The sequence below is a fragment of the Stackebrandtia albiflava genome (genome assembly GCF_007994225.1).
In the GTDB taxonomy this organism is placed as follows: Bacteria; Actinomycetota; Actinomycetes; order Mycobacteriales; family Micromonosporaceae; genus Stackebrandtia; species Stackebrandtia albiflava.
In genome coordinates this window covers 1,586,032-1,611,584 of the sequence record NZ_VLLL01000005.1, presented here as the reverse complement: position 1 = coordinate 1,611,584, position 25,553 = coordinate 1,586,032, and the positions used below count along the sequence as shown (strand labels likewise).

Genomic DNA, 25,553 nt, shown 5'->3' with positions numbered 1-25,553 from the left:
CCGCCGTGGGAGTAGGCGTCGGGTGCGTCGTGCGGGCGATGTGGGGGGTTCGCGGCGTCGCATACCCTGCGGGGATGGCGAAGGTGCAGGGCCGTCGGGTGGCGGAGGTGTGTGCCGTGGCGGGTCTGGCCGCGGTGGTGGCGGCGGACGGCGCGTTGGCGGGGTATCCGGTGGCGGCGGTGGTTCCGCCGGTGGTGGCGGCCGCGGCCCTGGTGTTGCGGTCGTGGGTGCCTCGGGTGGTGTTGGTCGTGGCGGTATTGGGTTTGGTGGCGCATGCGGCGGTGGTGACGCCGGGGCCGGTGGCGACGTTGCCGGTGTTGGTGGCGATCTATACGGCGGTGCGGGCCGGGCGGCGGGTGTTCACGGTGTGTGTGGTGGCGCCGGTGGTGGTGGCGACGGTGGCGCAGGCGGTGGTGGGTGCGCGGGATCCGTTGCGGGAGGCGATAGCCGCGGCGGTGTTGCCGGTGGGTTGGCTGGTGGCGGCGGCGGTGTTGGGTGAGGTGTTCCGTCAGTACCGGGCGTATGTGCGGTCGGTGGAGGAGCGGGCGGTCGAGGCGGAGCGGACGCGGGAGGAGGTGGCGGCGCGGCGTGCGGGTGAGGAGCGGTTGCGGATCGCGCGGGAGTTGCACGATTCGTTGACGCATGCGATCGCGGTGATCAAGTTGCAGGCGGGGGTCGCGGTGCATCTGGCCGGGAAGCGGGGTGAGGTGGTGTCGCCGGAGTTGGCGGCGATTCAGCAGGCGGCGGGGGAGGCGAATCGGGAGTTGCGGGCGACGCTGGGCCTGTTGCGGGACGATGCGGCCGATGGGCGGCGTGGTGTGGGGGCGTTGGGTGAGCTGGTGGAGCGGAGCCGGGCGGCGGGGGTGGTGGCGACGTTGTCGGTGGAGGGTGACGGTGGTGGGTTGCCGGTGACTGTGGACCGTACGGTGTACCGGGTGGTGCAGGAGTCGTTGACGAATGTGGCCAGGCATGCGCCGCGGTCGCGGGCGTGTGTGTCGGTGCGGGTGGGTGAGGACGCGGTGGAGGTGCGGGTGGAGGACGACGGTCCGGCGGTGGTGCCGGGTGAGGCGGGTTGGGGGTTGGCGGGTATGGCCGAGCGGGTGCAGGCGTTGGGTGGTCGTCTGGAGGCGGCGCCTCGTAGTGCGGGTGGGTTCGGGGTGCGTGCGGTGTTGCCGGTGGAGGTGGAGGCGTGATCCGGGTGTTGTTGGCCGATGATCAGGTGTTGATGCGGGGTGGTTTCCGGGCGTTGTTGTCGGCGGAGGACGACATCGAGGTGGTGGCGGAGGCCGGTGACGGTGCGCAGGCGGTGGCCGAGGCGGTGAGGCATCGCCCGGATGTGGCGTTGTTGGACATCGAGATGCCGGGGATGGACGGTATCGCGGCGACGGAGGCGATCGCGGCGGAGGAGGCGTGCCGGGGTGTGCGGGTGGTGATGTTGACGAATTACGGTTTCGACGAGTACGTGTATCGGGCGTTGCGGGCGGGTGCGGCGGGGTTTCTGGTCAAGGACATCGAGCCGGCGGATCTGTTGTGGTCGGTGCGGTCGGCGGCGCGGGGTGATGCGTTGTTGTCGCCGCAGGTGACGCGGCGGTTGATGGTGGAGTTCGTGTCGAGGCCGCTTCGGCCGGTGCCGGGGGCGGACGGTTTGACGGTGCGGGAGCGTGAGGTGGTGGCGTTGGTGGCGCAGGGGATGAGTAACGCCGACATCGCGGCGTCGTTGGTGATCTCGCCGATGACGGCCAAGACGCATGTGAGTCGGGCGATGGTGAAGTTGGGGTGTCGGGATCGGTCGCAGTTGGTGGTGTTCGCGTATGAGTCGGGTCTGGTGGTGCCGCGGCGGTGAGTGTTGACGTGGGGGTGGCGCGGCTCATATGGTTGCCTCAGTCAACTTGTTAGGCGGTGGCGACGTGGCCGACACTCAGGCCGGGCAGATCCGGCGGATCCGGGAGTTCAACCGGTTCTACACCCGGTTGCTGGGCGTCCTCGACGAGGGACTTCTGGACAGCCCGTACAGCCTGACCGAGGTGCGGGTGATGTACGAGCTGCGTCACGGCGAGGCCGGTGACGCGGCGGGCCTGCGCCGCCGGCTCGGCCTGGACGCGGGCTACCTCAGCAGGATGCTGGGCCGGTTGACCCGGGACGGCCTGGTGGCGCGGCACCGCGACTCCGGCGACGGCAGGCGTCTGCTGCTGCGGTTGACGGCCCGGGGGAGGGAACTGTTCGACGAGCTCGACGGGCGTTCCGACGCGCAGGTGGCCGAGCTCGTCGCGGGTCTGGGCGCGGAGGCGCGCGCCGACCTGTTGGCGGCCATGGACGTCATCCGTCGTCGTTTCGCACCCGGTGAGGCGCCGGGGTTTCGTATCCGTGGGCCGCGTCCGGGTGATCTGGGGCGGATCGTGGCGCGCAACGGTGAGATCTACGCGCGTGAGTACGGGTGGAACCAGGAGTACGAGGCGTTGGTGGCCACGATCGTGGCCGATTTCGCCACCGGTGCGCAGCCGGGCCGGGAGGCGGTGTGGATCGCCGATCAGGGTGGTCAGATGGTCGGGTCGGTGATGTGCGTGGCGGGGGACGCGCCGGGTGTGGCGAAGCTGCGGGTGTTGCTGGTGGAGCCGCACGCGCGTGGCCAGGGGGTGGGTGCGGCGTTGATCGACACGTGCCTGGAGTTCGCGGCATCGGCCGGGTACGACAGGATCCGGTTGTGGACGGTCGACCGGCTTTCGGCCGCGGCGCGCCTGTACCGGCGGTCGGGTTTCGAGGTGGTGGAGGAGAGCGCCGTCGCCATGTTCGGTGACGAGTTGACGGCGCAGACGTGGGAGCGGGCGCTCTAGAGGTCTCGTTCGTCGTCCGTTGCGAGCGGTGTTCCGATGGAGGATCGGAAGTCGCAGGTCCTGCATACGACACCGGTACGTAGGGCCTGCGACGACGCCGCGAGCGCCGACCGGGCGACGCCCGGCAGAACAGCGGGTTCGGAGAGAACGTCTCAGGTGCCGAATCGGGCGGTGGCGGCGCTGTGTCCGTGGCCGGGGCGTGCGATGTGGTCGATGGCGGCGCGGGCGGCGTAGGCGTAGCGGGGGTCGGGTCGCAGGGTGTGTTCTCGCATGAGGGCCTCGGTGAACTTGACGACGTGTTCGTCGCCGTGCGCGACGGCGGCCTCGGCCAGGGCGGGCCAGGGGGTGGGTTCGTGGTCGCGGGCGCGTCGCCATGCGGTGGTCTCTGCGGCGGGGTCGCCGCCGGCCAGCATCAGGAGGGTGACCTGTGCCTGCCAGACGGCGGCCACGGTGGCTTCGTGGAGTCGTGGCGGGAGCCAGGGCAGGACGAGTCGGGCGGCGGCGGCCACGGTGGCTTCGTGGAGTCGTGGCGGGAGCCAGGGCAGGACGAGTCGGGCGGCGGCGGGTGCGGTGACGCCGTGGACGAGGGGTATGGGGAACCGGTGGTCGGTGTGGGAGACGCATATTCCGGCGAATTCGGCGGTCATGTCGGACAGGATGCGGTGGGGGTCGCCGCCGGCGGGTCGTTCGAGTGCCTCGCGGAAGCCGGGAAGGGTGTGGGCGTCTTTGAGGAGTCGGGCGGCGTGGCGGGGGTCTTGCGGGGGTGTGTCGAGTCGGCGTAGCGCGGCCACGGCGTGGGGGATGGACAGTGTTCCGGTGAGGCGGCCGGGGCCGGGGTGGTCGATGAATCGGGCGGCCCAATAGCCGAGTCCGCGGGCCAGTTCGGTGAGTTGGGCGCGGCTGGGGGTGGGTGTGGCGGTGATGGAGCGGACGGCGTGGGCGGTGCGGATGAGTCCGTGGGTGAGGCCGGTCATGGGGCCGGGCAGTAGGCGGGGCCACCAGGTGGTGAGGGTGTCCTGCCAGCCGTGGGTGTCGATGTGGCGGGTGAACAGGACCTCGAAGTCGCCGGCGCGGCCGATGTCGCCCATGGCGGCGCGCCAGTCGGTGTCGTCGTCGGGGTCGATGGCCTGGTAGGGGACGGGTGGTTCGTGGTGTGGGGCGGCGCTGCGGTAGAGGTCGATCCAGGCGGGTACGTGGTCGCCGTGGCCGAGGACGGCGATGGTCTCGGCGGCCATGGGGCCGTGGTTGGCGAGGTCGCCGCCGCCGAGGCGGCGTTCGTATCCGAGGTCGTCGAGGCGTTCGAGGGCGTCGTGTACGGCGTCGAGGTAACCGGTCATCACGGACTCCTTGCTTCGGATAAGCGAACCTTTCGGATTTCCGAAGATATATGATGCGGCGGTGTCCGAGCAACGCGCCCCCGAACCCGCCGAGATCACCGCCGTACTGGGTTTCCTGCCACTCATCGCCACCTACTTCGACAAGGCACGCGGCCAGATGCCGCCCGAACAGGCCGAGTCCTTCGCCGCCCACGGCCTGACCGCCCGGCACGGCGCGGTGTGCGTGCAACTGCTGGCCCGTCCGGCGGTGTCGGTGGGTGAACTCGCCGAGGCCATGGGGCTGGCCCTGTCCACGGTCAGTGAACTGGTCGGCGACCTCGACGCGGCCGACTGGGTCGACCGCCGCCCCGACCCGGGCGACCGCCGGCGCACCCTGGTGAGCCTGGCCGCGCACCGCGTCGACCACATGCGGTACTACGTCACCGTGCGGGCGGCGCCGTTGCTGGCGGCGATGGACCGGCTCACCCCGCAGCAGCGCGAGGGTTTCGCCGCCGGTATCCGTGCCTGGGCCGAGCAGCTGCGCCACTGGCGGCCCTGATTCCCTACAGGCTGCGCAGTCCCGTCACCGTCACCACCGGGACCCCGGCGGCGTCGCTGGCGGGCAGGTCGATCTCGGCCTCGATGCGCCAGTCGTGGTCGCCGGCGGGGTCGGCGAGGATCTGCGCCACCCGCCACCGCTGCGGTGTCTCGGACTCGATCAGCAGCAGCCGGGGGCTGCGGGCGGCCGCGTCGGTGCCGATGTCGTCGTGGGCGTCGTAGTAGTCGTCCAGTGCGTCCTGCCACTGTTCGCGGGTCAGGCCGGTCTCCAGGCCCGCCAGCAGGTCCGGGCGGTCGAGGGCGGCCAGTTCCACGTGCCGGAACATGGCGTTTCGGACCGCGACGGTGAAGGCCCTGCGGTTGGACGTCAGGGACGTGGTCTGCTCGGTCAACGCCTTGCGGTCGTCGGGTTGCGCCTGTGGGTTCGACAACTGCTCCCACTCGTCCAACAGGCTGGAGTCGACCTGGCGGACCAGTTCGCCCAGCCACGCCGTCACGTCCCGCAGCTCCTCGGTGGAGGCGGACTCGGGGATGGTCTGGTCCAGGGTCTTGTACGCCCCGGCCAGGTACCGCAGGACCACGCCCTCGGCGCGCGACAGTTCGTAGAACGCGATGAACTCCCCGAACGTCATGGCGCGTTCGTACAGGTCGCGTACGACGCTCTTGGGCCGCAACGGGTGGTCCTTGATCCAGGGGTGGCTGCGGCCGTAGGCGGTGTAGGCGGCGGTGAGCTGTTCCTCCAGCGGCTTGGGGTACTCGATGAGCGACACCCGTTCGACCCGTTCGTCGTATTCGACGCCGTCGGCCTTCATCTGGGCGACCGCCTCGGCGCGGGCGCGGTTCTGTTGGGCGGCCAGCACCTGCCTGGGATCCTCCAGGATGGACTCCACGACGCTGATGACGTCCAACGGGTAGTCCGGGTCGTCGGCGTCCAGGATCTCCAGGGCCGCCAACGCGAACGGCGCCAGCGGCTGGTTGAGGGCGAAGTCGGTGTCCAGGTCGACCGTCAGGCGTTGCCGCCGCCCGGAACGGTCGGGTTCGGGAAGCGTCTCGACGATCCCGGCCGCCAGCAGCGACCGGTACATGGCGATGGCCTCCCTGATGAGGGCGCGTTGGATGCCGGGCGGTGCGTGGTTGTCGGTCAACAGTCGCCGCATCGCCTCGAAGGCGTCGCCGGGGCGGGCTATCACGTTCAGCAGCATCGCGTTGGACACGGTGAACCGGCTGACCAGTGGTTCGGGGGGCGCGGTCTGGAGGTTCTCGAAGGTCTCCCGCGACCAGCCGACGAAGCCCTCGGGGGCGGCCTTCTTCTTCAGTTTGCGCAGCTTCTTGGGGTCGTCGCCGGCCTTGGTGACGGCCTTCTGGTTCTCGATGACGTGCTCGGGTGCCTGCGCCACCACCAGGCCCTCGGTGTCGAAACCGGCGCGGCCGGCGCGGCCGGCGATCTGGTGGAACTCGCGGGCGCGCAGCCGCCGGACCCGGTGCCCGTCGTATTTGGACAGGCCGGTGAACAGGACGGTGCGGATGGGGACGTTGACGCCCACGCCGAGGGTGTCGGTTCCGCAGATCACCTTCAGCAGTCCGGCCTGCGCCAGTCGTTCCACCAGTCGGCGGTACTTGGGCAGCATCCCGGCGTGGTGGACTCCGATGCCGTGTTTGACGAGGCGTTGCAGTGCCTTGCCGAACCCGGTGGTGAACCGGAACCCGCCGATGAGGTCGGCGATGGCGGCCTTCTCGGCCTTGGTGCACACGTTGATGCTCATCAGCGCCGACGCCTGCTCCATCGCGGCGGCCTGCGTGAAGTGGACGATGTAGACGGGGGCCTTGTCGTCGGCCAGCAGCAGTTCGATGGTGTTCTGCAGCGGTTCGGTGGAGTAGCGGTAGTACAGGGGCACCGGGCGGGTCGCGGAGGTGACGGTGACGGTGGGGCGGCCGGTGCGGCGGGTGAGGTCCTTCTCGAAGAACGACGTGTCGCCCAGTGTCGCCGACATCAGCACGAACTGGGTGTGGGGCAGTTCCAGCAGCGGCACCTGCCACGCCCAGCCGCGCCCGGGTTCGGAGTAGAAGTGGAACTCGTCCATGACGACCTGGCCGACGTCGGCATACTCGCCGTCGCGCAGCGCGATGTTGGCCAGGACTTCGGCGGTGCAGCAGATGAGGGGCGCGTCGGCGTTGACGCTGGCGTCGCCGGTCATCATCCCGACGTTGTCGGTGCCGAACTGGTCGCACAGGTCGAAGAACTTCTCGCTGACCAGCGCCTTGATGGGCGCGGTGTAGAAGCTGGTGCGGTCGGCGGCCAGCGCCGCGAAGTGCGCGCCGGCGGCGATGAGGCTCTTTCCGGAGCCGGTGGGGGTGCCCACGATCACGTTGTTGCCCGACACGATCTCCATGAGCGCCTCCTCCTGGGCGTCATAGAGGGTCAGTCCCCGGTCGGCGGCCCAACCGGTGAAGGCGTCGAACACCGCGTCGGGTTGAGGGTCTTCGGGAAACAAGTCAACGAGGCTCACCCGGACCATGGTGCCTGGTGGGTCATCACGCCACGGCGCCGGGAGTGGCAGGATCACCACCATGGGACAGCGGTTTCACACCGACACGATTCAGATCACCACCGGCGGCCGGGCCGCCGCCGTCGACGTCACCGACCGGTGCGCCCGGTTCCTGGGCGAGGCGGGTGCGGAGAACGGGCTGCTCAACGTGTTCGTGCCGCACGCCACCGCCGGGATCGCCGTCATCGAGACCGGCGCCGGCAGTGACGACGACCTGTTGGCGGCGTTGGCGGACCTGCTTCCGGCCGACGACCGGTGGCGGCACCGGCACGGCAGTCCCGGGCACGGTCGTGACCACGTGTTGCCGGCGTTGGTGTCGCCGTCGACGACGGTGCCGGTGGTGGAGGGGCGGATGGCGTTGGGTACGTGGCAGTCGGTGGTGCTGGTCGACACCAACGTGGACAACCCGACCCGGCTGCTCCGGTTCACCTGGCTGGGGGCATAGGCGGAGGCTCCGCGCGGGTCAGTCGGTGAGCGTGTCCATGACGGTGGCGGGCCCGGCCAGGAAGCCGCCCTCGACCGGCAGGTTCACGCCGGTGATCCAGGCGGCGTCGGGGGAGGCCAGGAACGCCACGGCCGCGGCGATGTCTTCGGGTTCGCCGACGCGCCCCATCGGGTACAGCCGCGCCATGCGGTGCATCCGCTCCAGCGACTCGGGGCTGTGCGTCCAGGCGCGGGTGCGGATCGTTCCCGGTGACACGACGTTGAACCGGATCCAGCCGTGGTCGGCGTCGATGCTGCCGCGGCGGCGCGGCCCGTACGCCACGGCGAGGTTCTGCGTCAGGTTGATCAGGCCGGCCTTGGCGGCCGAGTAGGGCAGGTTACCGACGGCGGCCATGCCGTTGACCGAGCTGATCGACACGACCGCGCCTCCGCCGGTGGCGCCCAACAGGTGCGGGATCGCCTCGCGGGTGACGCGGGCGGCGCCCTGCAGCGTGGGGTCGGTCTGGCGTATCCACTCCTGGTCGTCGATCGACTCGAATCCCAGGGGCCCGGCGATACCGACGTTGTTGACCAGGACGTCGAGGCCGCCGAGTCGCCGCACGGTTTCGGCCACGGCACGTGTCACCGACTCGGTGTCGGTGACGTCGCATTCGACGGGGACGGCACCGGGAAGTGTCTCGGCGGCCTCGGTGGCGGCGTCGAGTTCGATGTCGGCCACGGCCACGGTCGCGCCCTCGGAGGTCAACCGCCGGGCGCAGGCCAGGCCGATGCCGCGGGCGGCTCCGGTGATGAGGACTCTGCGGCCGGTGAAGCGGTCCATTCCGGTGGCCTTTCGTCGAGGTGTGGGGTGTTCACCGCGACGGTATCGGGTGTCGCGTCACGGGCCCGGGGCGGGGCGCAGCCAGTTGGCCACAGTGGAGGCGAACCGGTCGGTGTGGCCGGTGAACTCCGGGCGGGGCGGTTCGGGGAACTCCGGCAGCACGTGCGCGGACGGCAGCAGCCCGGACAGTGCCGTCACGGTGTGGCGGCGGTGGAACGGTGAGGCCGGCGGCGCCGGGATCAGGGCCGCCCGGGGTGGTGACAGTTCCCGGATCCGCGCGTCGGTGACGCCGCGAAGCGTCTGGCCGGTCAACAGGTTCTCGATCGTGTCGCCGGTGGCGCCGGCGGCCGACAGTGCCGCCCGGGTGTGCCGGTCGGCGCGGTCGTCACCGCAGGTGGCGGGCCACGCCAGGATCAACGCGGTCAGACGCCTCCCCAACAGCCGCGCCAAGGCGATCGCGGGGGTGGTGCCGTTGGAGGCGGCCATGATCGCGACGTCGCCGTCGGGCAGTGCCTCGGCCAGGTGCGCGGTGTCGGTGTCCCAGTCGGCGGGGCGGGGGAGCCGGTCGGGGGCGACGCAGGTGATGCCGCGCGCGGTAAGGGCGGGCAGGATGCCGCTGTGGCCCCAGAACCGTTGCGCGGTCATCTCGGGTTCCCAGAGGCCGCCGGGTATCAGGAACAGCCGCATGTGGTGTCTCCTCGGGCGTGGGTGGGTGTTGCAGGTTACCGCCGTGGAGTGGGTGGTGGTGTCGGTGGCGGCCGGTATGGTGGCCGCGACCGGTGTGGTGGAATGTGGAGAGGGGGCGGACATGGCAGGCAGGTCCGGGCCGAAAGCGACCGACCCGCAGTTGCCGGAGGTGTTGGGGCCGCCCGACGCGGACGGCCTGGTCGACGAGGCCGACTGGTGGCGAGTCGACGCCTCGGGCGCCGACTACGCCGGTGCCGTGGCGGCGAACTTCCACATCGAACAGTGCCGGTTCACGCGTGCCGACCTGTCGGGTGGGCGGTGGCGCGGCGGGGTGTGGCGTGACTGCGTGTTCGACCACGGCGACCTGGCGAACGTGTTCGCCGAGTCCGGTTCGGCGTTCCGCAGCCGGTTCACCGACGTCCGCATGACGGGTCTGCAGTGGACCGACGGTGTCGTCAAGGACGTGACGTTCACCGGTTGCCGGATGGACCTGACGGGGTTCCGGTTCACCCGGTTGAGCGGCACCGTGTTCACCGACTGCCGCATGACGAGTGTCGATTTCACCGGCGCCGACCTGACCGGTGTCGTGTTGCGGCGCTGCGACCTGACCGGCGCGAAGTTCCACCAGGTCAAGATGGCCGGCGCCCGCGTGGAGGACTGCGTCATCGACGACGTCTCAGGCGTGGAGTTCCTGCGCGGCGCGACGGTCAAGGCCGCCGACCTGATCCCGTTGACGTTCGCGCTGGCCCGCGCGCTCGGCATCACCGTCGAGGTCGACTGAGAGACCCGCGGGTCACTTCACGACCGTCAGCAGGAACACCGTGTCGGTCAACGCGGTGACACTGTGCCGTTCCGGTGGGATCACCACCAGGTCGCCCTCGGCGGCCTCACCGCCGTCGGCGCCGGCCTCCAACCGGATCCGGCCCGACAACACGTGCAGGGTCGCCTCACCGGGGAAGTCGTGCTCGGACATGTGGGTGCCGTCGGTGAGGGTGATGAGGGTCTGACGCAGCCGCCGCCGCGATCCACCGACGAGGGTCTCGGTGCTGCGCCCGGCGTGGGAGTCGTGCGCCTGGTCGAGGTGATCGCCGGCCAGGGCGGTCAAAGAGAACTTGTCCATGCCGTCACTATCGCCCCTGCCGCCCCGGACCGGGGCCGGAATCGGGCAAACCGGCGTAGCCGGGCACGGCCAGGCCGGTCTGCCGGATCGTGAGGTTCCACCGGCCGACGCCGACGCCGATATCGGCCGGCCCGGTGCCGGGCAGGATCCGGGTGACGCCGTGGAAGGCCCGTCGGGACGGGCCGCCGAACACGAACACGTCACCGGAGTCCAGGTGGACGTCCCGCCACGGCCAGCCGCGACCGGCGGTGTTGCCGAACCGGAACACCGCGGTGTCTCCCAGACTGATCGACACCACCGGCGCCGGCGACACCTCCTCGGCGTCGCGGTGCATGCCCATACGGGCCTCGGGTGCGTAGAAGTTGATCAACGCCACGTCCGGCGTGAAGTCGCCGGCGGTGCCGTAGGCGGCGGCGACGCACTCCACGGCCAGGCGGCCGAGCGCGGCGGGGAACGCCGCGACCGGTCCACCGTCCCGGTGGTGCCGCCGGTACCGGTACGGCGTCCACTCCCACCCCAGGCACGCCTGCCGCACCGACATGACACCACCCGACGGCAACCGGACCCGGCGCAGCGGTACCGCCCAACGCCGGCACGCCGCAGCCAACCGGGCCTGCCTGTCCGGTGACAGCAGCCCGGGCAGGTGCACGGCGCCCGGGGCGATCCGCGACGGCGGCGGCGAGAACAACGGCATCGTGTCAGCCTGCCACCACCCTGCGGGGCGTTGATCAGGGATGTCTCAGGGGTCGTCCCCGATGCGGGTGGCCGTCGTGGCCCGCACCATGGAGTGACAGGCGAACGACCTGGAGACGACAGGGGAGTGATGGACATGACTGGCAGGCTGAGCCGCCCACGTGACGGCCGCATGATCGCCGGGGTGTGCGCGGGACTGGCCCGCCGGTTCGGCGTGAGCAACACGACGATGCGGTTGATATTCGTGCTGTCGTGTCTGCTGCCGGGGCCTCAGGTGTTGATCTACCTGGCGCTTTGGGTGCTGGTACCCAACGAGCGCGAACCGGTCCGGGCGTACTCGCCCTGACGGGCGGACGGGGTGTGGCCCGGTGGAGCGATTCACCGGGCCACACCCGTCACCGGGTCCGGTACCGGACCGGATGCGGTGTCGCATGTGCACTGTCGGCGCGACCCGTGACCGTGCCGGGCGGCGGGTAGCATCCATCGACATGACGGTCCTCACCGGTTCCCCACCCCGCCACGGCATCGGGGAGGCCGCGCGACGCAGCGGCTTCTCCATGGACACGCTGCGGTACTACGAGAAGATCGGCCTGCTGGTCGACATCGCGCGGACCTCCACCGGGCAACGCTGCTTCTCCGACGCCGACCTTGGGTGGCTGCGGATGCTGCGGTGCCTGCGCGACACGGGGATGCCGGTGGCCGAGATGCAACGGTTCACCCAGTTGTGCCGCGCGGGCGACCACACCGTCCCCGAGCGGGTGGCGCTGCTGGAACGCCACAACGCGCGCGTCGAGGAGCACCTGCGGGACCTGCGCGAGAAGCAGGCGGGCATCGCGGCGAAGATCGCCCACTACCGTGGACTGTCGGCCTGACCGGACACCGGGGGACGGTCGGCCATCTCGGCGCGCAACTGCGCCAGTTCGTCGCGCACGACGGTCAGTTCGGCGCGCAGCGTGTGCACCGACGTCAAGACGGCGCCCACGTCGACTGTCTCCTGGTCGCGGCTCATCGCGGCGATCTTCTCGACCACCCAACTGGTGACCGAACCCGTCACGAAACCGATCAGGCCGATGCCGGTGAGCATCAGGAACACCGCCACGACGCGGCCCTCGCCGGTGACCGGGACCGCGTCGCCGTACCCGACGGTCGTGACCGTCACCAGGGTCCACCACACCGCGTCGCCGTAGTCGTGGATCTGGGCGCCGGCCCGGCCGCGTTCGGCGTCCAGCACCGCCAGGCTGGCCATCAGCAGCAGCAGGACCGTCGTGCCCAGCACGAAGGTCGCCAGGCGGGCGCGCGTGTGGTTCTTGGTGTGACGCCACATCGCCTCCACCGCCATGGCCGCCACCCGCAGCAGCCGCAGCTGCCGAAGCGGCGGCACCACCAACAGGACCAGGTCGGTCAGGTTGACCTTCACGAAGAGCAGGCGGTTCTCCGCGATGATCAGCCGCGCGACGTAGTCGACGCCGAACGCGGCCCACACCAGGACGTCCACGGCCAGTGCGGTGGTGTGCACCCACGACGGCAGCCCCGGCCACAGTATCGGGACCGCGTAGGCGACCAGGAACACCGCCGCCAGGATCGTCAGGGGTATGTGGAAGCGGCGTTCCCACGCCTCCACGCGGGGTAGTTCGGTCTGCGATCTCAGCAACGGCATGAGGTGGTTCTCCGGAAACTCGGTGTCGGGGCCGGACCGAGGGTAGTGGCCCGAAGCGACCCGGCGGAACCACCGGAGCGGCCGGCGGGACGGTACGGTCGGACGGTGAGGTTCCAGACCGGTGAGACGGTGCTGCGGCGGTATCTGCGTTACGACGGGCGCCTGGGGTATGTCGTGTGCGGGCGGGTGGTGGCCGACGACGACACCGGGACGCTGATGTGGGTGGCGCCGGGTTCGGTCGTGATGGACCGGTCGCTCGCCGACGGCGGGTCCGTGCGCGGCCTGCCGGTGCCGGAGGCGGTGCGGGCGGTCACCTGCCTGACGTGGGGGGCGTGGCGCGGTCCCGGTGTCCTGATGTGGACGCCGCGGCGGGGCGCGCACTCGGTGTGGTGGTTCTTCCGGCCCGACGGGACGTTCCGGGGCTGGTACGTGAACCTGGAGGAGCCGGCGCACCGGTGGCCGGGCGGTATCGACACCGTCGACCAGGAACTGGACGTGTGGGTGCCGGCCGACGGGCCGTGGCGGTGGAAGGACGAGGACGAGTTCGCCGCCCGCACCGGGCACCCGCACTTCTGGGACGAGGCGACGGGCAGGGCGGTGCGGGCCGAGGGGCTTCGGTTGGCGGAGCTGGCGCAGGAACGCCGGTTCCCGTTCGACGGCACCTGGTGCGACTTCGCTCCCGACCCGGCGTGGGCGCCGACCGGTCTGCCGTGGTGGTGGGACCGGCCGTCGAGGGCCGGTTTCCTGCGCGAACCCGAAGACGCGGCGTACTGGGCGTGAACCCGCCGGGTCAGTCGGTGGGGAACGCCGCCGCCAGTGCCCGGGCGGCGGGGCGCAACCGAGGCGGCAGGTCGAGGCCGTCGAGGATCTCACGCAGTGCCCGGGCCGCCTCCGGCGTCCCCGTCCACACGTGGGGGTGCCGCGACACGACCGCGGCCAGCAGGTCGCCGTCGTAGTGGCCGCCGCAGGTCCACGGATCGTCGCGCAGCATCGCGACGGCCCGGGGCAGCAGGTGCGGCAGTCCGACGTCCTGGCCGATGAGGAGCCCGAGGGCACCGGCGTCCAGGGAGTCCAGCGGGACCCGCCGCAGCGCGTGCGCGGCGGCGACCAGTCGCGTGGCGTCGGCCGGTGCCGGCGGCCACGGTGGGCCGTCCACGTCGTCCAGGCAGGGGCCGCCGGCGGACGGTGCCGGTGAACGGCGGCGAACCATGTGACGGGTCTAGTCGATGAATCCGGCGATGATGCGGGCGCAGCCCATCGCCTCGGTGTGGGTGGTGTCGACCTCCAGGTCGTAGCCGACACCGGTGTGGACGGACTCGGCCTGCCGCAGGGCCATGCCGACGGCCCGGTCGCCTCGGGCGACCTCACGGTCGGCGGCGACCTCGGCGGAACAGCGCACCCCCACCCACAGCACCGACAGGCCCGACAGGGCGGTCCGCCACCGCCGCTGCGACTCCACGCCCGACAGGAACACGTCGTCGACGACGACGCGGGCGCCGGCGCCCGCGGTGGCGGCGATACCGGCCATCCAGGCGCGTTCCAGTTCCCGGAACGCGGTGTGCACGGTGACGCCGCCGTCGGCGTCGAAGTCGATGCCTCCGCCGGTGGCCGGCAGGGCCGACACCAGGTCGTCGATGCCGAACGCCAGCCACGGGTGCGGCAGGATCGTTTGCAGGCAGCGTGCGATGCCGGTCTTGCCGGAGCTCGACCCGCCATTGAGAACGATCACTTGAACGGCCATCGTGACACCGTAATGGACGGGTCCGGGCGGCCGTTGCCGGGCGGGTGGCCCCCGGCTCCGGCCGCCCGTGTGTCAGCAGCCGACCCCGGAGTCGCGCCACGCGCCGCAGGTGATGACGCAGTCGGGGGACAGTTGGCAGCCGCGGGTCATGCGGCGGCCGCTGGCGCAGCGGACCTCGGTCCAGCTTCGCGGGTCACAGGCGGCGGTGGCGGTGGCCGGGTCGATCAGGCGGGCCAGCAGCGCGTCGCCCAGGGCACGGAACGGTCTCATGGTTCACCTCCTGCCGGGGACGGACGCCCCGGACCGGATGAGACTGCCCGCCGCGGCCATGGAAACACCACGAGAACGGCATCGACAGGTCCCGTGGTTCAGCCGTCCAACGCCAGGACCAGCGGGTATACACGTTCGGCTCCGGCGCGGCGCAGCGCGGCCGCCGCCACGGTCAACGTCCAACCGGAGTCGCGCAGGTCGTCGACGAGGAGGACTCCGCAGCCGGGCGGGATCTCGGGTGCCTCGAAGGCGTCGTGTACCTGCCGGAGCCGTTGGGCGCTGTTGCTGCCGGTGTGGCGGGTGGCGGTGTGGTGGCGGCGCATCGTCCCGGCGTACCGCAGGCGTCCCACCTTGGCGATCCGTTCGGCGAGGCCGGTGACCAGGGCCGGTCGGGTGAGTGAGCCGACCGACACGACGGTGTCGGGGCGTTGCCACTCCCAGGAGGCCAGCACCTCGACGACCGCGGCGAACACCGGTTCGGGGACCGGCCCGTCCCCGCCGGACAGGACCGGGCGCAGGGCGGTGCCCCAGCCGATGTCGGACAACCGGGCCAGTGCCCGCCCGGGTTCGGCGAGCAGCCCGGCGTCGATCCTGCCGGAGAGGCCGACGCCCAGTGACGCCATCCCGGTGGGCCACATCCGGCGGGGTTCGAAGTCGACGCCGGGGCGTCGCAGTGTCTCGGCGGCGGACTCCAGTGCCGTGGCCGACACCTGGGACGTGAACCGGGGACCGGCGCAGTTGTCGCATCTGCCGCACGGGCGGGCGGTGGTGTCGTCGAGTTCGCGACGCAGGAACTCCAGCCGGCACCCGGTGGTGTCGGCGTAGTCGCGCATGCGTCGTTGCTCGTGGTCGCGGGTGTCGGCGACCCGCCGGTAACGGTCGGTGTCGTACCGCCACGGTCGGCCGGTGGCCTCCCAGCCGCCCCGGACGCGTCGTACCGCGCCGTCGACGTCCAGGACCTTGAGCATCAGTTCCAGTCGTGACCGGCGCAGGTCGACGGCGGTCTCCAGCCGTGACGTGGACATCGGGCCGTCGGCGGCCTCCAGTGCCCGAAGTGTCCGCCGGACCTGCTCCTCCTCGGGGAACGACAGGGACGCGAAGTACCGCCAGATGCGGGCGTCCTCGGCGCCGGGCAGCAGGATCACCTCGGCGCGGGCGGTGGCGCGGCCCGCGCGGCCGACCTGCTGGTAGTAGGCGACCGGGGAGGAGGGGGCGCCCAGGTGCACCACGAATCCCAGGTCTGGTTTGTCGAATCCCATCCCGAGCGCGGAGGTGGCGATGACGGCCTTGACGCGGTTGGCCAACAGGTCGGCTTCGCGTTGTTGCCGTTCGGCGGGTTCGGTCTGCCCGGTGTAGGACACCACCGAGTGCCCGCGTGAGGCCAGGTATGCGGCGACGTCCTCGGCGGCGGCGACGGTGAGGGTGTAGACGATGCCGCTGCCGGGCAGCCTGGGCAGCCATTCGTCGAGCCAGGCGACCCGTGCGGCGTCGTCGGTGGGACGCACCACCGACAGCGCCAGCGACTCGCGGTCGAGGGCGCCCCGCAGGACGAGGCTTTCGCTGCCGGGGCGGTCGAGTTGTTCGGCGATGTCGGCGCCGACCCTGGCGTTGGCGGTGGCGGTGGTGGCCAGGACCGGGACGCCTTCGGGAAGGTCGGCGAGGAACCGTCGCAGCCGCCGGTAGTCCGGCCGGAAGTCGTGTCCCCAGTCGGAGATGCAGTGTGCCTCGTCGACGACGAGCATTCCGCACGCCGACGCCAGTTTGGGCAGCACCTGGTCCCGGAAGTCGGGGTTGTTGAGGCGTTCGGGGCTGATCAGTAGGACGTCGACCTCTCCGGCGGCCACCCGCGCGGCGACGTCGTCCCAGTCGTGCTGATTGGCGGAGTTGATGGTGGCGGCGTGGATGCCGGCGGCCTCGGCGGCGGCGATCTGGTTGCGCATGAGCGCCAGCAGGGGCGACACGATGAGGGTGGGGCCGGCGCCGCGTTCCCGCAGCAGTGCCGTGGCCACGAAGTAGACCGCCGACTTGCCGAATCCGGTGCGTTGGACCAGCAGTACGCGTCGCCGTTCCCGTACGAGGGCGTCGATGGCGCGCCACTGGTCGGTGCGCAGTGTGGCGTGGTCACCGACCAGGCGGCGCAGGACGGCTTGGGCGGCGGCTTCGTCGGTCACGTTCCCGTTGTACACGCCGCCGGTGACGTCGGCGGGCGCGGGGAGCGTCGCGGCCTGGTCGACAGGATGGAGGTGAACGTGCCGGCGGCCATCTCGTGGGCGGATCGGCGTGCCTGCGCGATGCGGTCGGTGGTGTCGGCGCCGGCGACGGTCGTGGCCGCGCGGATGGCGCGGAGTTGCACGGTGGTGACCGCGTCGGAGCCCGGCAGTACCGGGATGCCCAGTTTCCGGCGCGCCCAGGCGGGCAGGGTCGCCAGCGCCAGGGTGGTGACGGCCGGTACGAGTACCCGCGCGGGGGCGAGGTGGCGCGGCAGCGGCGGATGGAACGACTGCATGAGTGCCCGCAGGGCCTCGGGGGTGGCGCGCAGACGTGGCCGGCTGCGGTGGAAGTACTCGGTCATCTCCCGGGTCGTGGCGGGGACGGTGTGCGGGTCGAGGCCGACGAGTGCGGCGGCTGCGGTGTTCTCCCGGATGTACCGGTCGGCGTCGGCGGCGGAGAGGACACCGGCACGGCGGGCGACGTCGACGTAGGAGTCGATCTCGCAGTTGTGGACCCAGGCGAGACCCTCCGGTTCGTCGAGCCGGAAACGGGTCCCGGTGTCGGGGTCGAACCCGGTCAGGCGGGCGTGGATCCGCCGGACGCGGGCGGCGGCGGTGTGCGCCTCGGCGTGGGTGCCGTAGGTGCGTACCGTGACGTACTGCGCGGTACGCAGGAATCTCTCCCACGCCTTACGCCGGTCGAACAGGGCGGAGTTCTGGTAGGTGCCGCGCATGACCTTGGGGTCGAGTGACTGCAGGTGCAGTGCGCGCAGGCCGGCGATCCACATGACGGGTTCGACGTTGACCCGCCAGGTCAGCGATCGCGGTCCGAACAGTCCGTCGTCGGTGCTCATGAGGCGACTGTATGCCGGTGCCGGTTCAGGCGGCCTTGGGTCCGAAGCGTTTCTCGTTGCGGGCCTTGTGCTTGGCGGCCTCCTCCTCGCGGGTGCGCGGCGGCGCCGAGGTCACCAGCGAGTCGAGCAGTTCGGCGGTGGCGGCGGCGACCTGCTCGACGGCGGCGTCGAACGCCGCCTGGTTGGCCTGGGACGGCGCCGTCGTGCCCGCGATCTTGCGCACGTACTGCAGGGCGGCGGCGTGGATCTCCTCCGCGGTGGCCGGTGGTGTGAAGTTGTGCAGGCGTTTGATGTTTCGGCACATGCCTCCACGTTATGCCGGGGGGCCGACGTTTCCCACCGGAGTGTGGCCGGGGGCCCGTATCGGGCCGGTGTGGTCGGCGGGCAGCCGCAGGACGCGGCGGCAGTCTCGGCCGCCGCATTCGCATTCGAACTCGGCGGTGAGGCGGTCGGGTGTGTGGTCGTTCCAGGGGCGCCGGCAGAACTGCCGGTACTGCAGGGCGACCGCGCGGTTGGCTTCGCGGGTGAGTGCGGCGCGCATGGGCGGGGTCACCGGTGGCAGGTGGGTCAGGACGTCGCGGAAGTGGGTCTCCAGGGCGGCGACCACCTGGCCGGGGGTGGTGTCGGGCGTGACGGTGATGTGGGGCGCGGCGGCGGCGTGGACCTGTGCGGTGATGTGGGCGCCCAGGTGCAGGTACAGGCGTAGATGGGCGTCGCCGACTCCGCGTCGGGTGAGGCGGTGTCGTTGTAGTGCGGGTTCGATGAGCAGCCACACCGCGTGGCGGCCGGTGACGCGGGGGATGACGGGGGTGCCCTCGACGACCAGTGGTGTGGGGGAGGTGGCGGCGTCGTGGGCGATCATGTCGGCGCGTTCCTCGTGCAGCCACATGTCGAACAGGTCGTCGAGGGGTCGGTCGAGCCGTTGCGCGGGGGTCAGTTCCTCCCAGCGGATCGCGTGCGGGTTGCCCGCGGCGACGGCCCGGGCGCGGTGATCCCAGGTGCGGGTGTCGGCGTGGTAGCGGTGGAGGCCGTGCCGGACGGCGAGGGTCGCGGCGGCGGTGGTCTTGCCGCTTCCGGGGGCTCCGCCGATCCACAGCGTGGGTTCACGGGTCATCGGTTCAATGTACATCGGCCCCGAGGCATTCAAATATTGAGAAGTCTCGCCCTATGCGGTGGTATGAAAATCGCCCCTACGGGGCAGACCGTAGTGACGCGGTCCTTAAGGGATGATTGAGGGTTTCGCGCCGGGTCGCTCCGGTCGGCAGGTCACGAACCCGGGGGCGTGACGGCCGGGCCGTGCGACTTCACGAGGGCCGCGGCCGCCGCCGTGGCGGCCGTCAACGCGCCGAAGATCGTCGCCAGGCCCACCGCGATGCCGTTGCTCTTCTGGAACCCGAAGATCCAGGCGAGCTGGTCACCGATGGACACACCCCACATCACCGGCGCCAACGCGACGTTGGCCACTATGAAGCCCGTGCACAGGCCGCACAGCGTCCACGCGCCGGGGATCCGGCGGGCGAACGTGAACCCCGCCGCCACCAGCAGCACGCCGGCGGCGGTGGCCCCGCCCAGGACGTTCACCAACACCTTGCCGGTCAGGCCGCCCGTCATTCCCTGGTCGAGGTAGAAGATGTCCTGCAGCGCGAACCAGGTGAGCATGGCGACGGTGAGCAGTGCCAGGACGCCGGCGGCCCTCGCCGCCGCGGCGTTCGCCCGCTTCGGTGTGGGGCCGCCGACCGCCGGCGGCGGTGAGTGTGGAGGAGGCACGGGCTGCGACGGGTTCGGCTGCATGGCGCTCCTCGCGTGTCGGCGACGGATTCGTCGCGTCGTGGTCGGCGGCCATCGTAGCGAAGCGGGGTGAACGGCGGCTGGTCGGCGACGACGTGCCCGGTTCCACTTGGGCCGCAGCGAAACCGGGATGCCCGGCGTGCCGTGGCACGTCGCGGGGCGGCGGGCGGGTGGAACACATCCGGTGCCCACCGCCGGATCTACCGTGTGCGGCGTTTGGCCTCCTGTTTGGTCCTTCGCACCGCTTCCAGGGCCGCCGCGTCGGTGACGTCGGCTATAGACCGGTGTACGTCCGGTGCGCCGTAGTCACCGGCGGCCTCCCGCCAGCCCGACGGCGTGACCCCCAGCTGCTTGCCCAGCAACGCGAGGAAGACCTGTGACTTCTGGGGGCCGAAACCGGGCAGGTCCCGCAGTCGTCTCAGGAGCGTGTCGGCGTCGTCGACGCCTTCCCACACCGCCTGGGCGTCGCCGCCGTAGTGGTCCACCAGGTGCCGGCACAACTTCTGCACCCGTTCGGCCATCGCCGCCGGGTACCGGTGGACGGCCGGGGTGGTCGCCATGAGGTCGGCGAACCGCTGCGGGTCGTACGCGGCGATGGCGGCGGCGTCGAGGTCGGTGCGGTTCATGCGGGCGGCGATGGTGTGGGGCCCGGTGAACGCCCACTCCATCGGGATCTGCTGGTCGAGCAGCATGCCTATCATCACCGCGAGCGGGCTGCGGCTCAACAGCCGGTTGGCGTCCTGGTCGGGCGTCAGCCACAGTGAGGCGGTCATGCCGTCCAGGTTAGGACGCGGCGCGTACCCCGCGTAGCGGAACGCCGACGTCACCGCCGCCGCGCACGGGCAACGGCTCAGGCCACCGCCGGTGCGTCGTCGAAGGTGACCGTGACGGGTGCGTGGTCGGACCAGCGCAGGTCGTGGCTGAGGGCGCGTTCCACGACCGCGGTCCGTGCCCGGTGGGCGAGTCCCGGGGTGGCGACCTGGTAGTCGATCCGCCAGCCGGCGTCGTTGTCGAAGGCCCTGCCCCGGTACGACCACCACGAATAGGGCCCGGGGCCCTCGGGGTGGAGGCGCCGCACGACGTCGACGTAGCCGATGTGGTCGAACACGTGGCCCATCCATTCGCGTTCCTCGGGGAGGAATCCGGCGTTCTTGCGGTTGGTCTTCCAGTTCTTCAGGTCGATCTCGCGGTGGGCGATGTTCCAGTCGCCGCATACGACGGCCTCGCGGCCAGCGGCGTCGCAGCGGGCCTTGAGTTCGGTGAGGTAGCCGGCGAACTCCTTCATGAACCGTTCCTTCTGGTCCTGCCGTGCGGTGCCGGTCTCACCGGAGGGCAGGTACAGGCTTCCCACGGTGAGTCCGGGCAGGTCGACTTCGACGTATCTGCCGGAGGTGTCGAACTCCTGGGATCCGAATCCGATCTGGCGGCGGGTGGGGGCCTGCCGGGTGAGTATCGCCACTCCGGCGCGGCCCTTCTCGGCGGCCGCGGCCAGCAGCAGGTGCCAGCCGTCGACGTCGCGGACCTCGGTGGGGATCTCGTCGTCGGTGGCGCGTACCTCCTGGAGGCAGACGACGTCGGCGGTGGTGGCGGTCAGCCATTCGGTGAAGCCCTTGCGGGCGGCGGCGCGGATGCCGTTGACGTTGGCGGTGGTTACGGTGAGCACGTCGGCGACGATACCCAACGGGTGTGTCGGATCGGGGGCGTCGCGTCTGTGGCGGGGCGGTGCGGTGTCTCTAGTCTCGTCGTATGAGTGTCGATCTGGGCCGGGTACGGGTTCTGTGTGTGGATTCGCAGCGTCGGGTGTTGTTCTTCCAGTGGCGGGATCCGGTGGGTGGGGCGTTGTTGTGGGAGCCGCCGGGGGGTGGGATCGAGCCGGGTGAGACGCCGCGTGAGGCGGCGGTGCGGGAGTTGGCCGAGGAGACCGGCCTGACCGGTTACCGGATGGGGGAGACCGGGGTGGCGGTGGACTGTGACGTGTGGTGGAACGGCCGGCGTCATGTGGGGACCGAGACGTACTTCGTGGCGTGGTTCGATTCGCCGCGGCCGCGGTTGGACCTGTCGGGTCTGTTGGCGTACGAGTCGGAGTGGTACGTGGATCACCGGTGGTGTGATTGGCGGGAGCCGGTGCCGGGGGAGTCGGTGCAGCCGCCGGATGTGGCGGGGGTGTTGGCGCGGTTGGACGCCTCGGGTCCGTGGGCGGCGGGCGTGCCGCCCACGGGTGGCGCGGGTTAGTCGCCGGCGGTTTCGGTGGCGTGGCGGGCCAGGCCGGTGGCGCATCCGTTGATGAAGTCGGCGATGGGTCGTTTCATGAGCCGGCCGGTGCCGGGGTAGCGGGGTGTGAAGCGGACGCTCCAGGTGATCTTGCAGCCGTCGGGGGTGTCGGCGAGTTCGACCAGGCCGTGGTAGTCGCGTACCGGTAGGCCGCGGTGGGTGTAGCCCCACCGGTGGGTGGGTTGGTGGATCGTGACGGTGTCGTAACCGACGGTCTTGCCGCGCCATTGGCGGCGGACCGCGCCGAGTCCTTCGGGGTCGGGTCCGGGGGCGGGTGTGGCGAGTTCGCATCCGTCCATCGGGGACCAGTGGGGTGTGGTGGTGTGGTCGGCCAGGATCGCCCAGACGTGTGAGGATGATGCGGTGGTGTGCGCGGTGGCGCGGATCTCTACCATCGGTCGCCGTTCTGTGTGGGGGCCGCTGTGGTGTCAAGGGTATGGGAGCGGCCCGACGCTATTTCATTCGACGTTGAGTTCGTGGCTTCGGGCACAATCGTGCGATGAACGGTGAGGACTTCGCGGCCGTGGGACGACGGCTCGTCGCACTGCGGGAACAGGGTGCCGCCCCCTCGGACGGGCGGGTGCAGGACGTCGTGGCCGAACACCACCGGCTGGTGTCACGGCATTGGACGCCCGACGCGGCCGGTTACGTGGGTCTGGCCCGGTTGTACCGGGGACCGGGCGGGCTTCGCGCCTTCTACGACCGCATCGACCCCGACCTGGCGGACTTCCACGCCGACGCGATGGAGGTCTACGCCGCGACGACGTTGGCGGGGGACGGCGGCCACGGCCGCGTGGCGCCCGGCACGGCCGCCCTCTAACCTGGCATTGCTATGCAGAATTCCCCTGGGCGTTGTCGTCGGTCGTCGTTGCCGCCGGTGTTGTCGCTGCTCGTGGCCGTCGTCGTATCGCTGGGTCTGCCGGTGCCGGCCTGGGCCGACGAGGGCGGGGCGGCGCCGGTGTACTTCGTCGGTATCCCGAATCTGTTGTGGACGGACTTGGACGAGCGGGAGACCCCCGCGATGTGGGGCCTGCTGGGGGAGAGCGCGGCGGCGTCGCTGGCGGTGCGGTCCTACGGGGCCAAGTCGTGTCCCGACGACGCGTGGGCCTCCATCGGGGCGGGCAACCGCGCCAGGTCGAACTACGGGTCGGGCCTGGCGTGTCCGTTGGGTTCGTTGATCGGGCCGCCGTTGACGACGTCGGACGGGGCGTGGCAGTTGGCGGGGGAGACCCAGTTGACGGCCAGCAACCGGGAGTTGGCGTACAAGACCAAGCCGGGGCTGTTGGCGGACCTGGTCGGTTGTGTGGCGGCGATCGGCCCGGGGGCGTCGGTGGCGGCGGCGCACCCCGACGGGGTCGTCGACAGGTACCGCAAGGCGATTCCCGAGCTGCCCGAGGAGATGACGCAGTTCGGTGAGGGCTGCCCGGTGGTGTTGGTGGATCCGCAGGCGCCGGTGTACGGGGAGGGTGCCGAGCGTGCCGCCTCGGCCGCGGCGGCCGACGCGGCGGTGGCGGACCTGTTGTCGGTGTTGCCGCCGGACGCGGTGGTGATGGTGGCGGGCATCTCCGACGCGTCGATGCCGGTGAATCTGCATCCGTTGATGTTGCGTGCGGACGGGTATGCCGACCGGTGGTTGACGTCGGCGGCGACCCGCCGGGACGGTTACGTCCAGTTGGCCGACATCGGGCCGACGATCGTGACGTTGACCGGTGGCGAGGTGGCCGGGTCGGGTATGACGGGTCAGCCGATGCGGCCGACCGAGTCGCGTCCGGGCGGGGTGTCGGACACCGTGACCTGGGGCATCACGACGAATCTGGCCGGTCAGCAGATCCCCCCGTTGTCGGACGGGTTCTATTCGACGTTGACGATCCTGGGGTTGCTCGTGATCGCGGCGGCCATCGTGTTGTGTCGTCGCGGTACGCGTTCTCGCCGGGGTGGCCGGCTGGCGGCGGTGCTGCTTCCCATCACCTTGGCGGTGGCGTCGCTTCCGGTGGCGTCGCTGTTGGTCAACGCGTTGCCGTGGTGGCGGGCCGAGCGCCCGGCGATCACGTTGTGGGCGGTCATGGTGGGCATCTGCCTCGTCCTGGCGGCGGTGGCGTGGCTGGGTCCGTGGCGGCGTCACCCGTTGGGGCCGCCGACGGTGATCGCGGCGGTGACGGCGGTGGTCATCGGGGTGGACTGCGCGACGGGGGCGAGTCTGCAGTTCAACTCGCTGACGGGTTACTCGGCGATCACCGGTGCCCGGTTCACCGGTATGGGCAACTACGCGTTCGGGGTGTTCGCGGCGGGCGCGGTCATGGCGGCGTTGTACGCGTCGTGGCGGTTGCGGGGCGCCTGGCGGGTCGCGGTGATCGCGGCGGTGGGCGTGGCGGCGGTGCTGGTGGACGGGCTGCCCGGTTTCGGTAACGACGTGGGCGGTGTGATCGCGTTGACGCCGGCGTTCATCCTGGCGGGCCTGCACGCGATGGGGCGGCGGTTGTCGGTGAAGAAGATCCTGGCCAGTCTGTTGATCGGTGGCCTGACCATCTCGGCGATCATGGTGATGGACTACCTGCGTCCGCCGGAGCAGCGTACGCACCTGGGCCGGTTCGTCGGTGAGGTGCTCAACGGCGCGGCGGTGGACACGTTGATGCGCAAGGCGTCGGCGGCGTTGGGGACGATCACCGCGGGGCCGTTGACGTTGCTGGTGATCGGGGCGTGTGTGGCGTTGCCGTTGATCTGGCGTACCGGTGTGGTGGAGCAGGTCGTGGCGCGGTATCCGGTGGTGCTCAGTGTCGGGATCGGTGTGGCGACGGTGTCGGTCCTGGGGTTCGCGTTCAACGACTCGGGGATCGCGGTGCCGGCGTTCACGCTGGCGGTGGCGGCGCCGTTGCTGGTGGCCACCGCCGCGCGTCACGTGACGTCGGACGGGGTGGTTCAGCGGAACTCGTCGAGGAGCCGGTAGAACTCCAGGCGTTGCGGGTCGACGGGTGCCTCGCCGTAGTGGTGTAGGAACCGGTCGGCGGCGGCGGGGCCGAATCCGGGTGTTCCGGTGAGGTCGCGGGTGAACAGTGCCAGGTCGCTGTAGCGGTCGGCGAGGCCGAGGCGGGCGGTGTCGACGAATGCGACGGTGAGGTCGTCGGGGTCGATGAGGACGTTGCCGGGGGTGAGGTCGCCGTGGCAGACGGCGACCTCTTCTCGGCCGATGAGTCGTGCCTGGGTGAGTAGTTCGGTGGTCAGGCGGGTGACGTCCCATCCGCGGCGCGGCGGGTCCAGGTCGTCGAGGTCGACTTCGCCGAGTCCGGCGGACTCCTGTGCCATCGGGATGGTGACGCGTAGTCGCCGGTCGAAGCCGCATGCGGTGACCGGTAGCCGGTGGAGGCGCGCGGTGGCGCGGGCGACGGCGTCGACCGCGGGTTCTCGCAGGTCGGCGGGTAGGTCGCCGTCGAGGGGTATCCCGGGTGCGGCGGTCATGACGAGGTACTGGTGGTCGTCGAGGGTGCCGGTGTCGACCGGGGTGGGGCAGCGGACTCCCTGGTCGGCAAGCCAGGCGCAGGTGGCGGCCTCGGTGGCGAGGTCGAGGCCGGGGTCGGGTCCGGCGGGTCTGGGGGCGGTCTTGACGACCAGCGCGGGGTCGCCGTGGAGCCGGTGGACGTGTGCGGTCCGGGCGGCCAGGGGTGTCCATTCGTGGTCGGGGTACCTGCGGCGCAGTGTCTTCTCGGCGGTGTCGGGCACGTCGCTCATTGTGCCGGTGTGGTGACGGGCGGG

The 25,553-nt window shown here is 71.2% G+C and carries 31 protein-coding genes; 12 read left to right on the top strand and 19 right to left on the bottom strand.

Annotated elements, in window-relative coordinates:
• The first annotated feature begins 74 nt into the window (after positions 1-74).
• The 3 genes from LX16_RS27910 to LX16_RS08305 all read left to right on the top strand — a co-directional run bounded on the left by LX16_RS27910 (position 75) and on the right by LX16_RS08305 (position 2,831).
• Entirely contained in the window at positions 75-1,193 is a 1,119-nt protein-coding gene (locus LX16_RS27910; protein ID WP_147135533.1) for a sensor histidine kinase, read from the top strand.
• Entirely contained in the window at positions 1,190-1,843 is a 654-nt protein-coding gene (locus LX16_RS08310; RefSeq protein WP_147135528.1) for a response regulator, read from the top strand. The genes LX16_RS27910 and LX16_RS08310 overlap by 4 nt, the downstream gene beginning before the upstream one ends.
• Positions 1,844-1,907: 64 nt before the next feature.
• The gene (locus tag LX16_RS08305; RefSeq protein ID WP_244615727.1) at positions 1,908-2,831 is read left to right on the top strand and encodes a bifunctional helix-turn-helix transcriptional regulator/GNAT family N-acetyltransferase; all 924 of its coding nucleotides are present in this window, start codon (positions 1,908-1,910) and stop codon (positions 2,829-2,831) included.
• 152 nt (positions 2,832-2,983) lie between these two features.
• Here LX16_RS08305 and LX16_RS08300 read toward each other — a convergent pair whose 3' ends face one another.
• On the bottom strand, positions 2,984-4,168 hold the full coding sequence (locus LX16_RS08300) for a questin oxidase family protein (protein WP_147135522.1): 1,185 nt from the start codon (positions 4,166-4,168) through the stop codon (positions 2,984-2,986).
• A 61-nt stretch (positions 4,169-4,229) separates the two neighbouring features.
• Here LX16_RS08300 and LX16_RS08295 point away from each other — a divergent pair, with 61 nt between their 5' ends.
• Positions 4,230-4,706, top strand: a complete 477-nt coding sequence (locus tag LX16_RS08295) for a MarR family transcriptional regulator (protein WP_244615726.1) — start codon at positions 4,230-4,232, stop codon at positions 4,704-4,706.
• 4 nt (positions 4,707-4,710) lie between these two features.
• Here LX16_RS08295 and LX16_RS08290 read toward each other — a convergent pair whose 3' ends face one another.
• Positions 4,711-7,221 (bottom strand): DEAD/DEAH box helicase, encoded by a 2,511-nt coding sequence (locus tag LX16_RS08290; protein WP_147137264.1) that lies wholly within the window; start codon positions 7,219-7,221, stop codon positions 4,711-4,713.
• Positions 7,222-7,273: 52 nt separating this feature from the next.
• Here LX16_RS08290 and LX16_RS08285 point away from each other — a divergent pair, with 52 nt between their 5' ends.
• Positions 7,274-7,696, top strand: a complete 423-nt coding sequence (locus LX16_RS08285; protein ID WP_147135519.1) for a secondary thiamine-phosphate synthase enzyme YjbQ — start codon at positions 7,274-7,276, stop codon at positions 7,694-7,696.
• Positions 7,697-7,714: 18 nt separating this feature from the next.
• Here the strand turns inward: LX16_RS08285 and LX16_RS08280 are convergent, their stop codons facing one another.
• Together LX16_RS08280 and LX16_RS26540 are read right to left on the bottom strand one after the other, a co-directional pair.
• Positions 7,715-8,515 carry an SDR family NAD(P)-dependent oxidoreductase gene (locus LX16_RS08280; protein ID WP_147135516.1) on the bottom strand — a complete coding sequence of 267 codons (801 nt, stop codon included), beginning with the start codon at positions 8,513-8,515 and terminating at the stop codon, positions 7,715-7,717.
• Positions 8,516-8,572: 57 nt separating this feature from the next.
• Positions 8,573-9,202, bottom strand: a complete 630-nt coding sequence (locus LX16_RS26540) for an alpha/beta hydrolase (protein WP_158645525.1) — start codon at positions 9,200-9,202, stop codon at positions 8,573-8,575.
• A gap of 121 nt (positions 9,203-9,323) precedes the next feature.
• On the opposite strand from LX16_RS26540, the gene LX16_RS26535 reads away from it, so the two are divergent.
• Positions 9,324-9,983, top strand: a complete 660-nt coding sequence (locus LX16_RS26535) for a pentapeptide repeat-containing protein (RefSeq protein ID WP_158645524.1) — start codon at positions 9,324-9,326, stop codon at positions 9,981-9,983.
• A gap of 12 nt (positions 9,984-9,995) precedes the next feature.
• Here LX16_RS26535 and LX16_RS08270 read toward each other — a convergent pair whose 3' ends face one another.
• Both LX16_RS08270 and LX16_RS08265 read right to left on the bottom strand, forming a co-directional pair.
• Positions 9,996-10,322 (bottom strand): cupin domain-containing protein, encoded by a 327-nt coding sequence (locus tag LX16_RS08270; protein ID WP_147135510.1) that lies wholly within the window; start codon positions 10,320-10,322, stop codon positions 9,996-9,998.
• Positions 10,323-10,329: 7 nt separating this feature from the next.
• The gene (locus LX16_RS08265; RefSeq protein ID WP_147135507.1) at positions 10,330-11,016 is read right to left on the bottom strand and encodes an alpha-ketoglutarate-dependent dioxygenase AlkB family protein; all 687 of its coding nucleotides are present in this window, start codon (positions 11,014-11,016) and stop codon (positions 10,330-10,332) included.
• Between the two features lie 135 nt (positions 11,017-11,151).
• On the opposite strand from LX16_RS08265, the gene LX16_RS08260 reads away from it, so the two are divergent.
• On the top strand, positions 11,152-11,361 hold the full coding sequence (locus LX16_RS08260) for a PspC domain-containing protein (protein WP_147135504.1): 210 nt from the start codon (positions 11,152-11,154) through the stop codon (positions 11,359-11,361).
• A 142-nt stretch (positions 11,362-11,503) separates the two neighbouring features.
• Positions 11,504-11,887: a MerR family transcriptional regulator gene (locus LX16_RS08255; RefSeq protein ID WP_147135501.1), complete on the top strand. Its 384-nt coding sequence runs from the start codon at positions 11,504-11,506 to the stop codon at positions 11,885-11,887.
• Here the strand turns inward: LX16_RS08255 and LX16_RS08250 are convergent.
• Positions 11,866-12,672: a potassium channel family protein gene (locus tag LX16_RS08250; protein WP_147135495.1), complete on the bottom strand. Its 807-nt coding sequence runs from the start codon at positions 12,670-12,672 to the stop codon at positions 11,866-11,868. The genes LX16_RS08255 and LX16_RS08250 overlap by 22 nt on opposite strands.
• Before the next feature lie 105 nt (positions 12,673-12,777).
• On the opposite strand from LX16_RS08250, the gene LX16_RS08245 reads away from it, so the two are divergent.
• Entirely contained in the window at positions 12,778-13,452 is a 675-nt protein-coding gene (locus tag LX16_RS08245) for a ribonuclease FAU-1 family protein (RefSeq protein WP_147135492.1), read from the top strand.
• A 10-nt stretch (positions 13,453-13,462) separates the two neighbouring features.
• Here LX16_RS08245 and LX16_RS08240 read toward each other — a convergent pair whose 3' ends face one another.
• The 10 genes from LX16_RS08240 to LX16_RS08195 all read right to left on the bottom strand — a co-directional run bounded on the left by LX16_RS08240 (position 13,463) and on the right by LX16_RS08195 (position 21,198).
• Positions 13,463-13,882, bottom strand: a complete 420-nt coding sequence (locus LX16_RS08240) for a contact-dependent growth inhibition system immunity protein (RefSeq protein ID WP_147135489.1) — start codon at positions 13,880-13,882, stop codon at positions 13,463-13,465.
• Between the two features lie 9 nt (positions 13,883-13,891).
• Positions 13,892-14,413 (bottom strand): chloramphenicol phosphotransferase CPT, encoded by a 522-nt coding sequence (cpt, locus tag LX16_RS08235; RefSeq protein ID WP_244615725.1) that lies wholly within the window; start codon positions 14,411-14,413, stop codon positions 13,892-13,894.
• Between the two features lie 72 nt (positions 14,414-14,485).
• Positions 14,486-14,683, bottom strand: coding sequence for a hypothetical protein (locus LX16_RS08230; protein WP_147135486.1), 198 nt, complete (start codon positions 14,681-14,683; stop codon positions 14,486-14,488).
• A gap of 98 nt (positions 14,684-14,781) precedes the next feature.
• Positions 14,782-16,854, bottom strand: coding sequence for a RecQ family ATP-dependent DNA helicase (locus tag LX16_RS08225; RefSeq protein WP_147135483.1), 2,073 nt, complete (start codon positions 16,852-16,854; stop codon positions 14,782-14,784).
• On the bottom strand, positions 16,851-17,747 hold the full coding sequence (locus tag LX16_RS08220; protein ID WP_147135480.1) for an oxygenase MpaB family protein: 897 nt from the start codon (positions 17,745-17,747) through the stop codon (positions 16,851-16,853). Before LX16_RS08220 ends, LX16_RS08225 begins: the two co-directional genes overlap by 4 nt.
• A gap of 25 nt (positions 17,748-17,772) precedes the next feature.
• Positions 17,773-18,051 carry a DUF2277 domain-containing protein gene (locus LX16_RS08215; protein ID WP_147135477.1) on the bottom strand — a complete coding sequence of 93 codons (279 nt, stop codon included), beginning with the start codon at positions 18,049-18,051 and terminating at the stop codon, positions 17,773-17,775.
• A gap of 9 nt (positions 18,052-18,060) precedes the next feature.
• Positions 18,061-18,861, bottom strand: coding sequence for a DEAD/DEAH box helicase family protein (locus LX16_RS08210; protein ID WP_147135474.1), 801 nt, complete (start codon positions 18,859-18,861; stop codon positions 18,061-18,063).
• A gap of 152 nt (positions 18,862-19,013) precedes the next feature.
• Positions 19,014-19,538, bottom strand: a complete 525-nt coding sequence (locus tag LX16_RS08205) for a hypothetical protein (RefSeq protein WP_244615724.1) — start codon at positions 19,536-19,538, stop codon at positions 19,014-19,016.
• A gap of 197 nt (positions 19,539-19,735) precedes the next feature.
• Positions 19,736-20,308 carry an HhH-GPD-type base excision DNA repair protein gene (locus LX16_RS08200; protein WP_147135472.1) on the bottom strand — a complete coding sequence of 191 codons (573 nt, stop codon included), beginning with the start codon at positions 20,306-20,308 and terminating at the stop codon, positions 19,736-19,738.
• 77 nt (positions 20,309-20,385) lie between these two features.
• Entirely contained in the window at positions 20,386-21,198 is an 813-nt protein-coding gene (locus tag LX16_RS08195) for an exodeoxyribonuclease III (protein ID WP_147135469.1), read from the bottom strand.
• Positions 21,199-21,281: 83 nt separating this feature from the next.
• On the opposite strand from LX16_RS08195, the gene LX16_RS08190 reads away from it, so the two are divergent.
• Positions 21,282-21,767, top strand: coding sequence for an NUDIX domain-containing protein (locus tag LX16_RS08190; RefSeq protein ID WP_147135466.1), 486 nt, complete (start codon positions 21,282-21,284; stop codon positions 21,765-21,767).
• On the opposite strand, the gene LX16_RS08185 is transcribed toward LX16_RS08190, so the two are convergent.
• Positions 21,764-22,201: an SRPBCC family protein gene (locus tag LX16_RS08185; RefSeq protein WP_147135463.1), complete on the bottom strand. Its 438-nt coding sequence runs from the start codon at positions 22,199-22,201 to the stop codon at positions 21,764-21,766. The two genes, LX16_RS08190 and LX16_RS08185, sit on opposite strands and share 4 nt — an antisense overlap.
• A 104-nt stretch (positions 22,202-22,305) precedes the next feature.
• Between LX16_RS08185 and LX16_RS08180 the strand changes: the two genes are divergently transcribed.
• Both LX16_RS08180 and LX16_RS08175 read left to right on the top strand, forming a co-directional pair.
• On the top strand, positions 22,306-22,626 hold the full coding sequence (locus tag LX16_RS08180) for a TipAS antibiotic-recognition domain-containing protein (RefSeq protein ID WP_147135461.1): 321 nt from the start codon (positions 22,306-22,308) through the stop codon (positions 22,624-22,626).
• 12 nt (positions 22,627-22,638) lie between these two features.
• Complete coding sequence (locus LX16_RS08175) at positions 22,639-24,750, top strand: hypothetical protein (protein WP_147135458.1); 2,112 nt, start codon at positions 22,639-22,641, stop codon at positions 24,748-24,750.
• On the opposite strand, the gene LX16_RS08170 is transcribed toward LX16_RS08175, so the two are convergent.
• Positions 24,723-25,529 carry an aminoglycoside 3'-phosphotransferase gene (locus tag LX16_RS08170; protein WP_147135455.1) on the bottom strand — a complete coding sequence of 269 codons (807 nt, stop codon included), beginning with the start codon at positions 25,527-25,529 and terminating at the stop codon, positions 24,723-24,725. The genes LX16_RS08175 and LX16_RS08170 overlap by 28 nt on opposite strands.
• Positions 25,530-25,553 lie beyond the last annotated feature (24 nt).

Coding starts and splice junctions, on each gene's coding strand:
- LX16_RS08290 (WP_147137264.1), bottom strand. CDS start 7,221: ATGGTCCGGGTGAGCCTCGTTGACTTGTTTCCCGAAGACCCTCAACCC.
- LX16_RS08205 (WP_244615724.1), bottom strand. CDS start 19,538: ATGCAGCCGAACCCGTCGCAGCCCGTGCCTCCTCCACACTCACCGCCG.
- LX16_RS08200 (WP_147135472.1), bottom strand. CDS start 20,308: ATGACCGCCTCACTGTGGCTGACGCCCGACCAGGACGCCAACCGGCTG.
- LX16_RS08260 (WP_147135504.1), top strand. CDS start 11,152: ATGACTGGCAGGCTGAGCCGCCCACGTGACGGCCGCATGATCGCCGGG.
- LX16_RS08220 (WP_147135480.1), bottom strand. CDS start 17,747: ATGAGCACCGACGACGGACTGTTCGGACCGCGATCGCTGACCTGGCGG.
- LX16_RS08185 (WP_147135463.1), bottom strand. CDS start 22,201: ATGGTAGAGATCCGCGCCACCGCGCACACCACCGCATCATCCTCACAC.
- LX16_RS08240 (WP_147135489.1), bottom strand. CDS start 13,882: ATGGTTCGCCGCCGTTCACCGGCACCGTCCGCCGGCGGCCCCTGCCTG.
- LX16_RS08175 (WP_147135458.1), top strand. CDS start 22,639: ATGCAGAATTCCCCTGGGCGTTGTCGTCGGTCGTCGTTGCCGCCGGTG.
- LX16_RS27910 (WP_147135533.1), top strand. CDS start 75: ATGGCGAAGGTGCAGGGCCGTCGGGTGGCGGAGGTGTGTGCCGTGGCG.
- LX16_RS08265 (WP_147135507.1), bottom strand. CDS start 11,016: ATGCCGTTGTTCTCGCCGCCGCCGTCGCGGATCGCCCCGGGCGCCGTG.
- LX16_RS08270 (WP_147135510.1), bottom strand. CDS start 10,322: ATGGACAAGTTCTCTTTGACCGCCCTGGCCGGCGATCACCTCGACCAG.
- LX16_RS08210 (WP_147135474.1), bottom strand. CDS start 18,861: ATGACCCGTGAACCCACGCTGTGGATCGGCGGAGCCCCCGGAAGCGGC.
- LX16_RS08250 (WP_147135495.1), bottom strand. CDS start 12,672: ATGCCGTTGCTGAGATCGCAGACCGAACTACCCCGCGTGGAGGCGTGG.
- LX16_RS08215 (WP_147135477.1), bottom strand. CDS start 18,051: ATGTGCCGAAACATCAAACGCCTGCACAACTTCACACCACCGGCCACC.
- LX16_RS08285 (WP_147135519.1), top strand. CDS start 7,274: ATGGGACAGCGGTTTCACACCGACACGATTCAGATCACCACCGGCGGC.
- LX16_RS08255 (WP_147135501.1), top strand. CDS start 11,504: ATGACGGTCCTCACCGGTTCCCCACCCCGCCACGGCATCGGGGAGGCC.
- cpt (WP_244615725.1), bottom strand. CDS start 14,413: ATGGCCGTTCAAGTGATCGTTCTCAATGGCGGGTCGAGCTCCGGCAAG.
- LX16_RS26535 (WP_158645524.1), top strand. CDS start 9,324: ATGGCAGGCAGGTCCGGGCCGAAAGCGACCGACCCGCAGTTGCCGGAG.
- LX16_RS08180 (WP_147135461.1), top strand. CDS start 22,306: ATGAACGGTGAGGACTTCGCGGCCGTGGGACGACGGCTCGTCGCACTG.
- LX16_RS08190 (WP_147135466.1), top strand. CDS start 21,282: ATGAGTGTCGATCTGGGCCGGGTACGGGTTCTGTGTGTGGATTCGCAG.
- LX16_RS08300 (WP_147135522.1), bottom strand. CDS start 4,168: ATGACCGGTTACCTCGACGCCGTACACGACGCCCTCGAACGCCTCGAC.
- LX16_RS26540 (WP_158645525.1), bottom strand. CDS start 9,202: ATGCGGCTGTTCCTGATACCCGGCGGCCTCTGGGAACCCGAGATGACC.
- LX16_RS08280 (WP_147135516.1), bottom strand. CDS start 8,515: ATGGACCGCTTCACCGGCCGCAGAGTCCTCATCACCGGAGCCGCCCGC.
- LX16_RS08170 (WP_147135455.1), bottom strand. CDS start 25,529: ATGAGCGACGTGCCCGACACCGCCGAGAAGACACTGCGCCGCAGGTAC.
- LX16_RS08230 (WP_147135486.1), bottom strand. CDS start 14,683: ATGAGACCGTTCCGTGCCCTGGGCGACGCGCTGCTGGCCCGCCTGATC.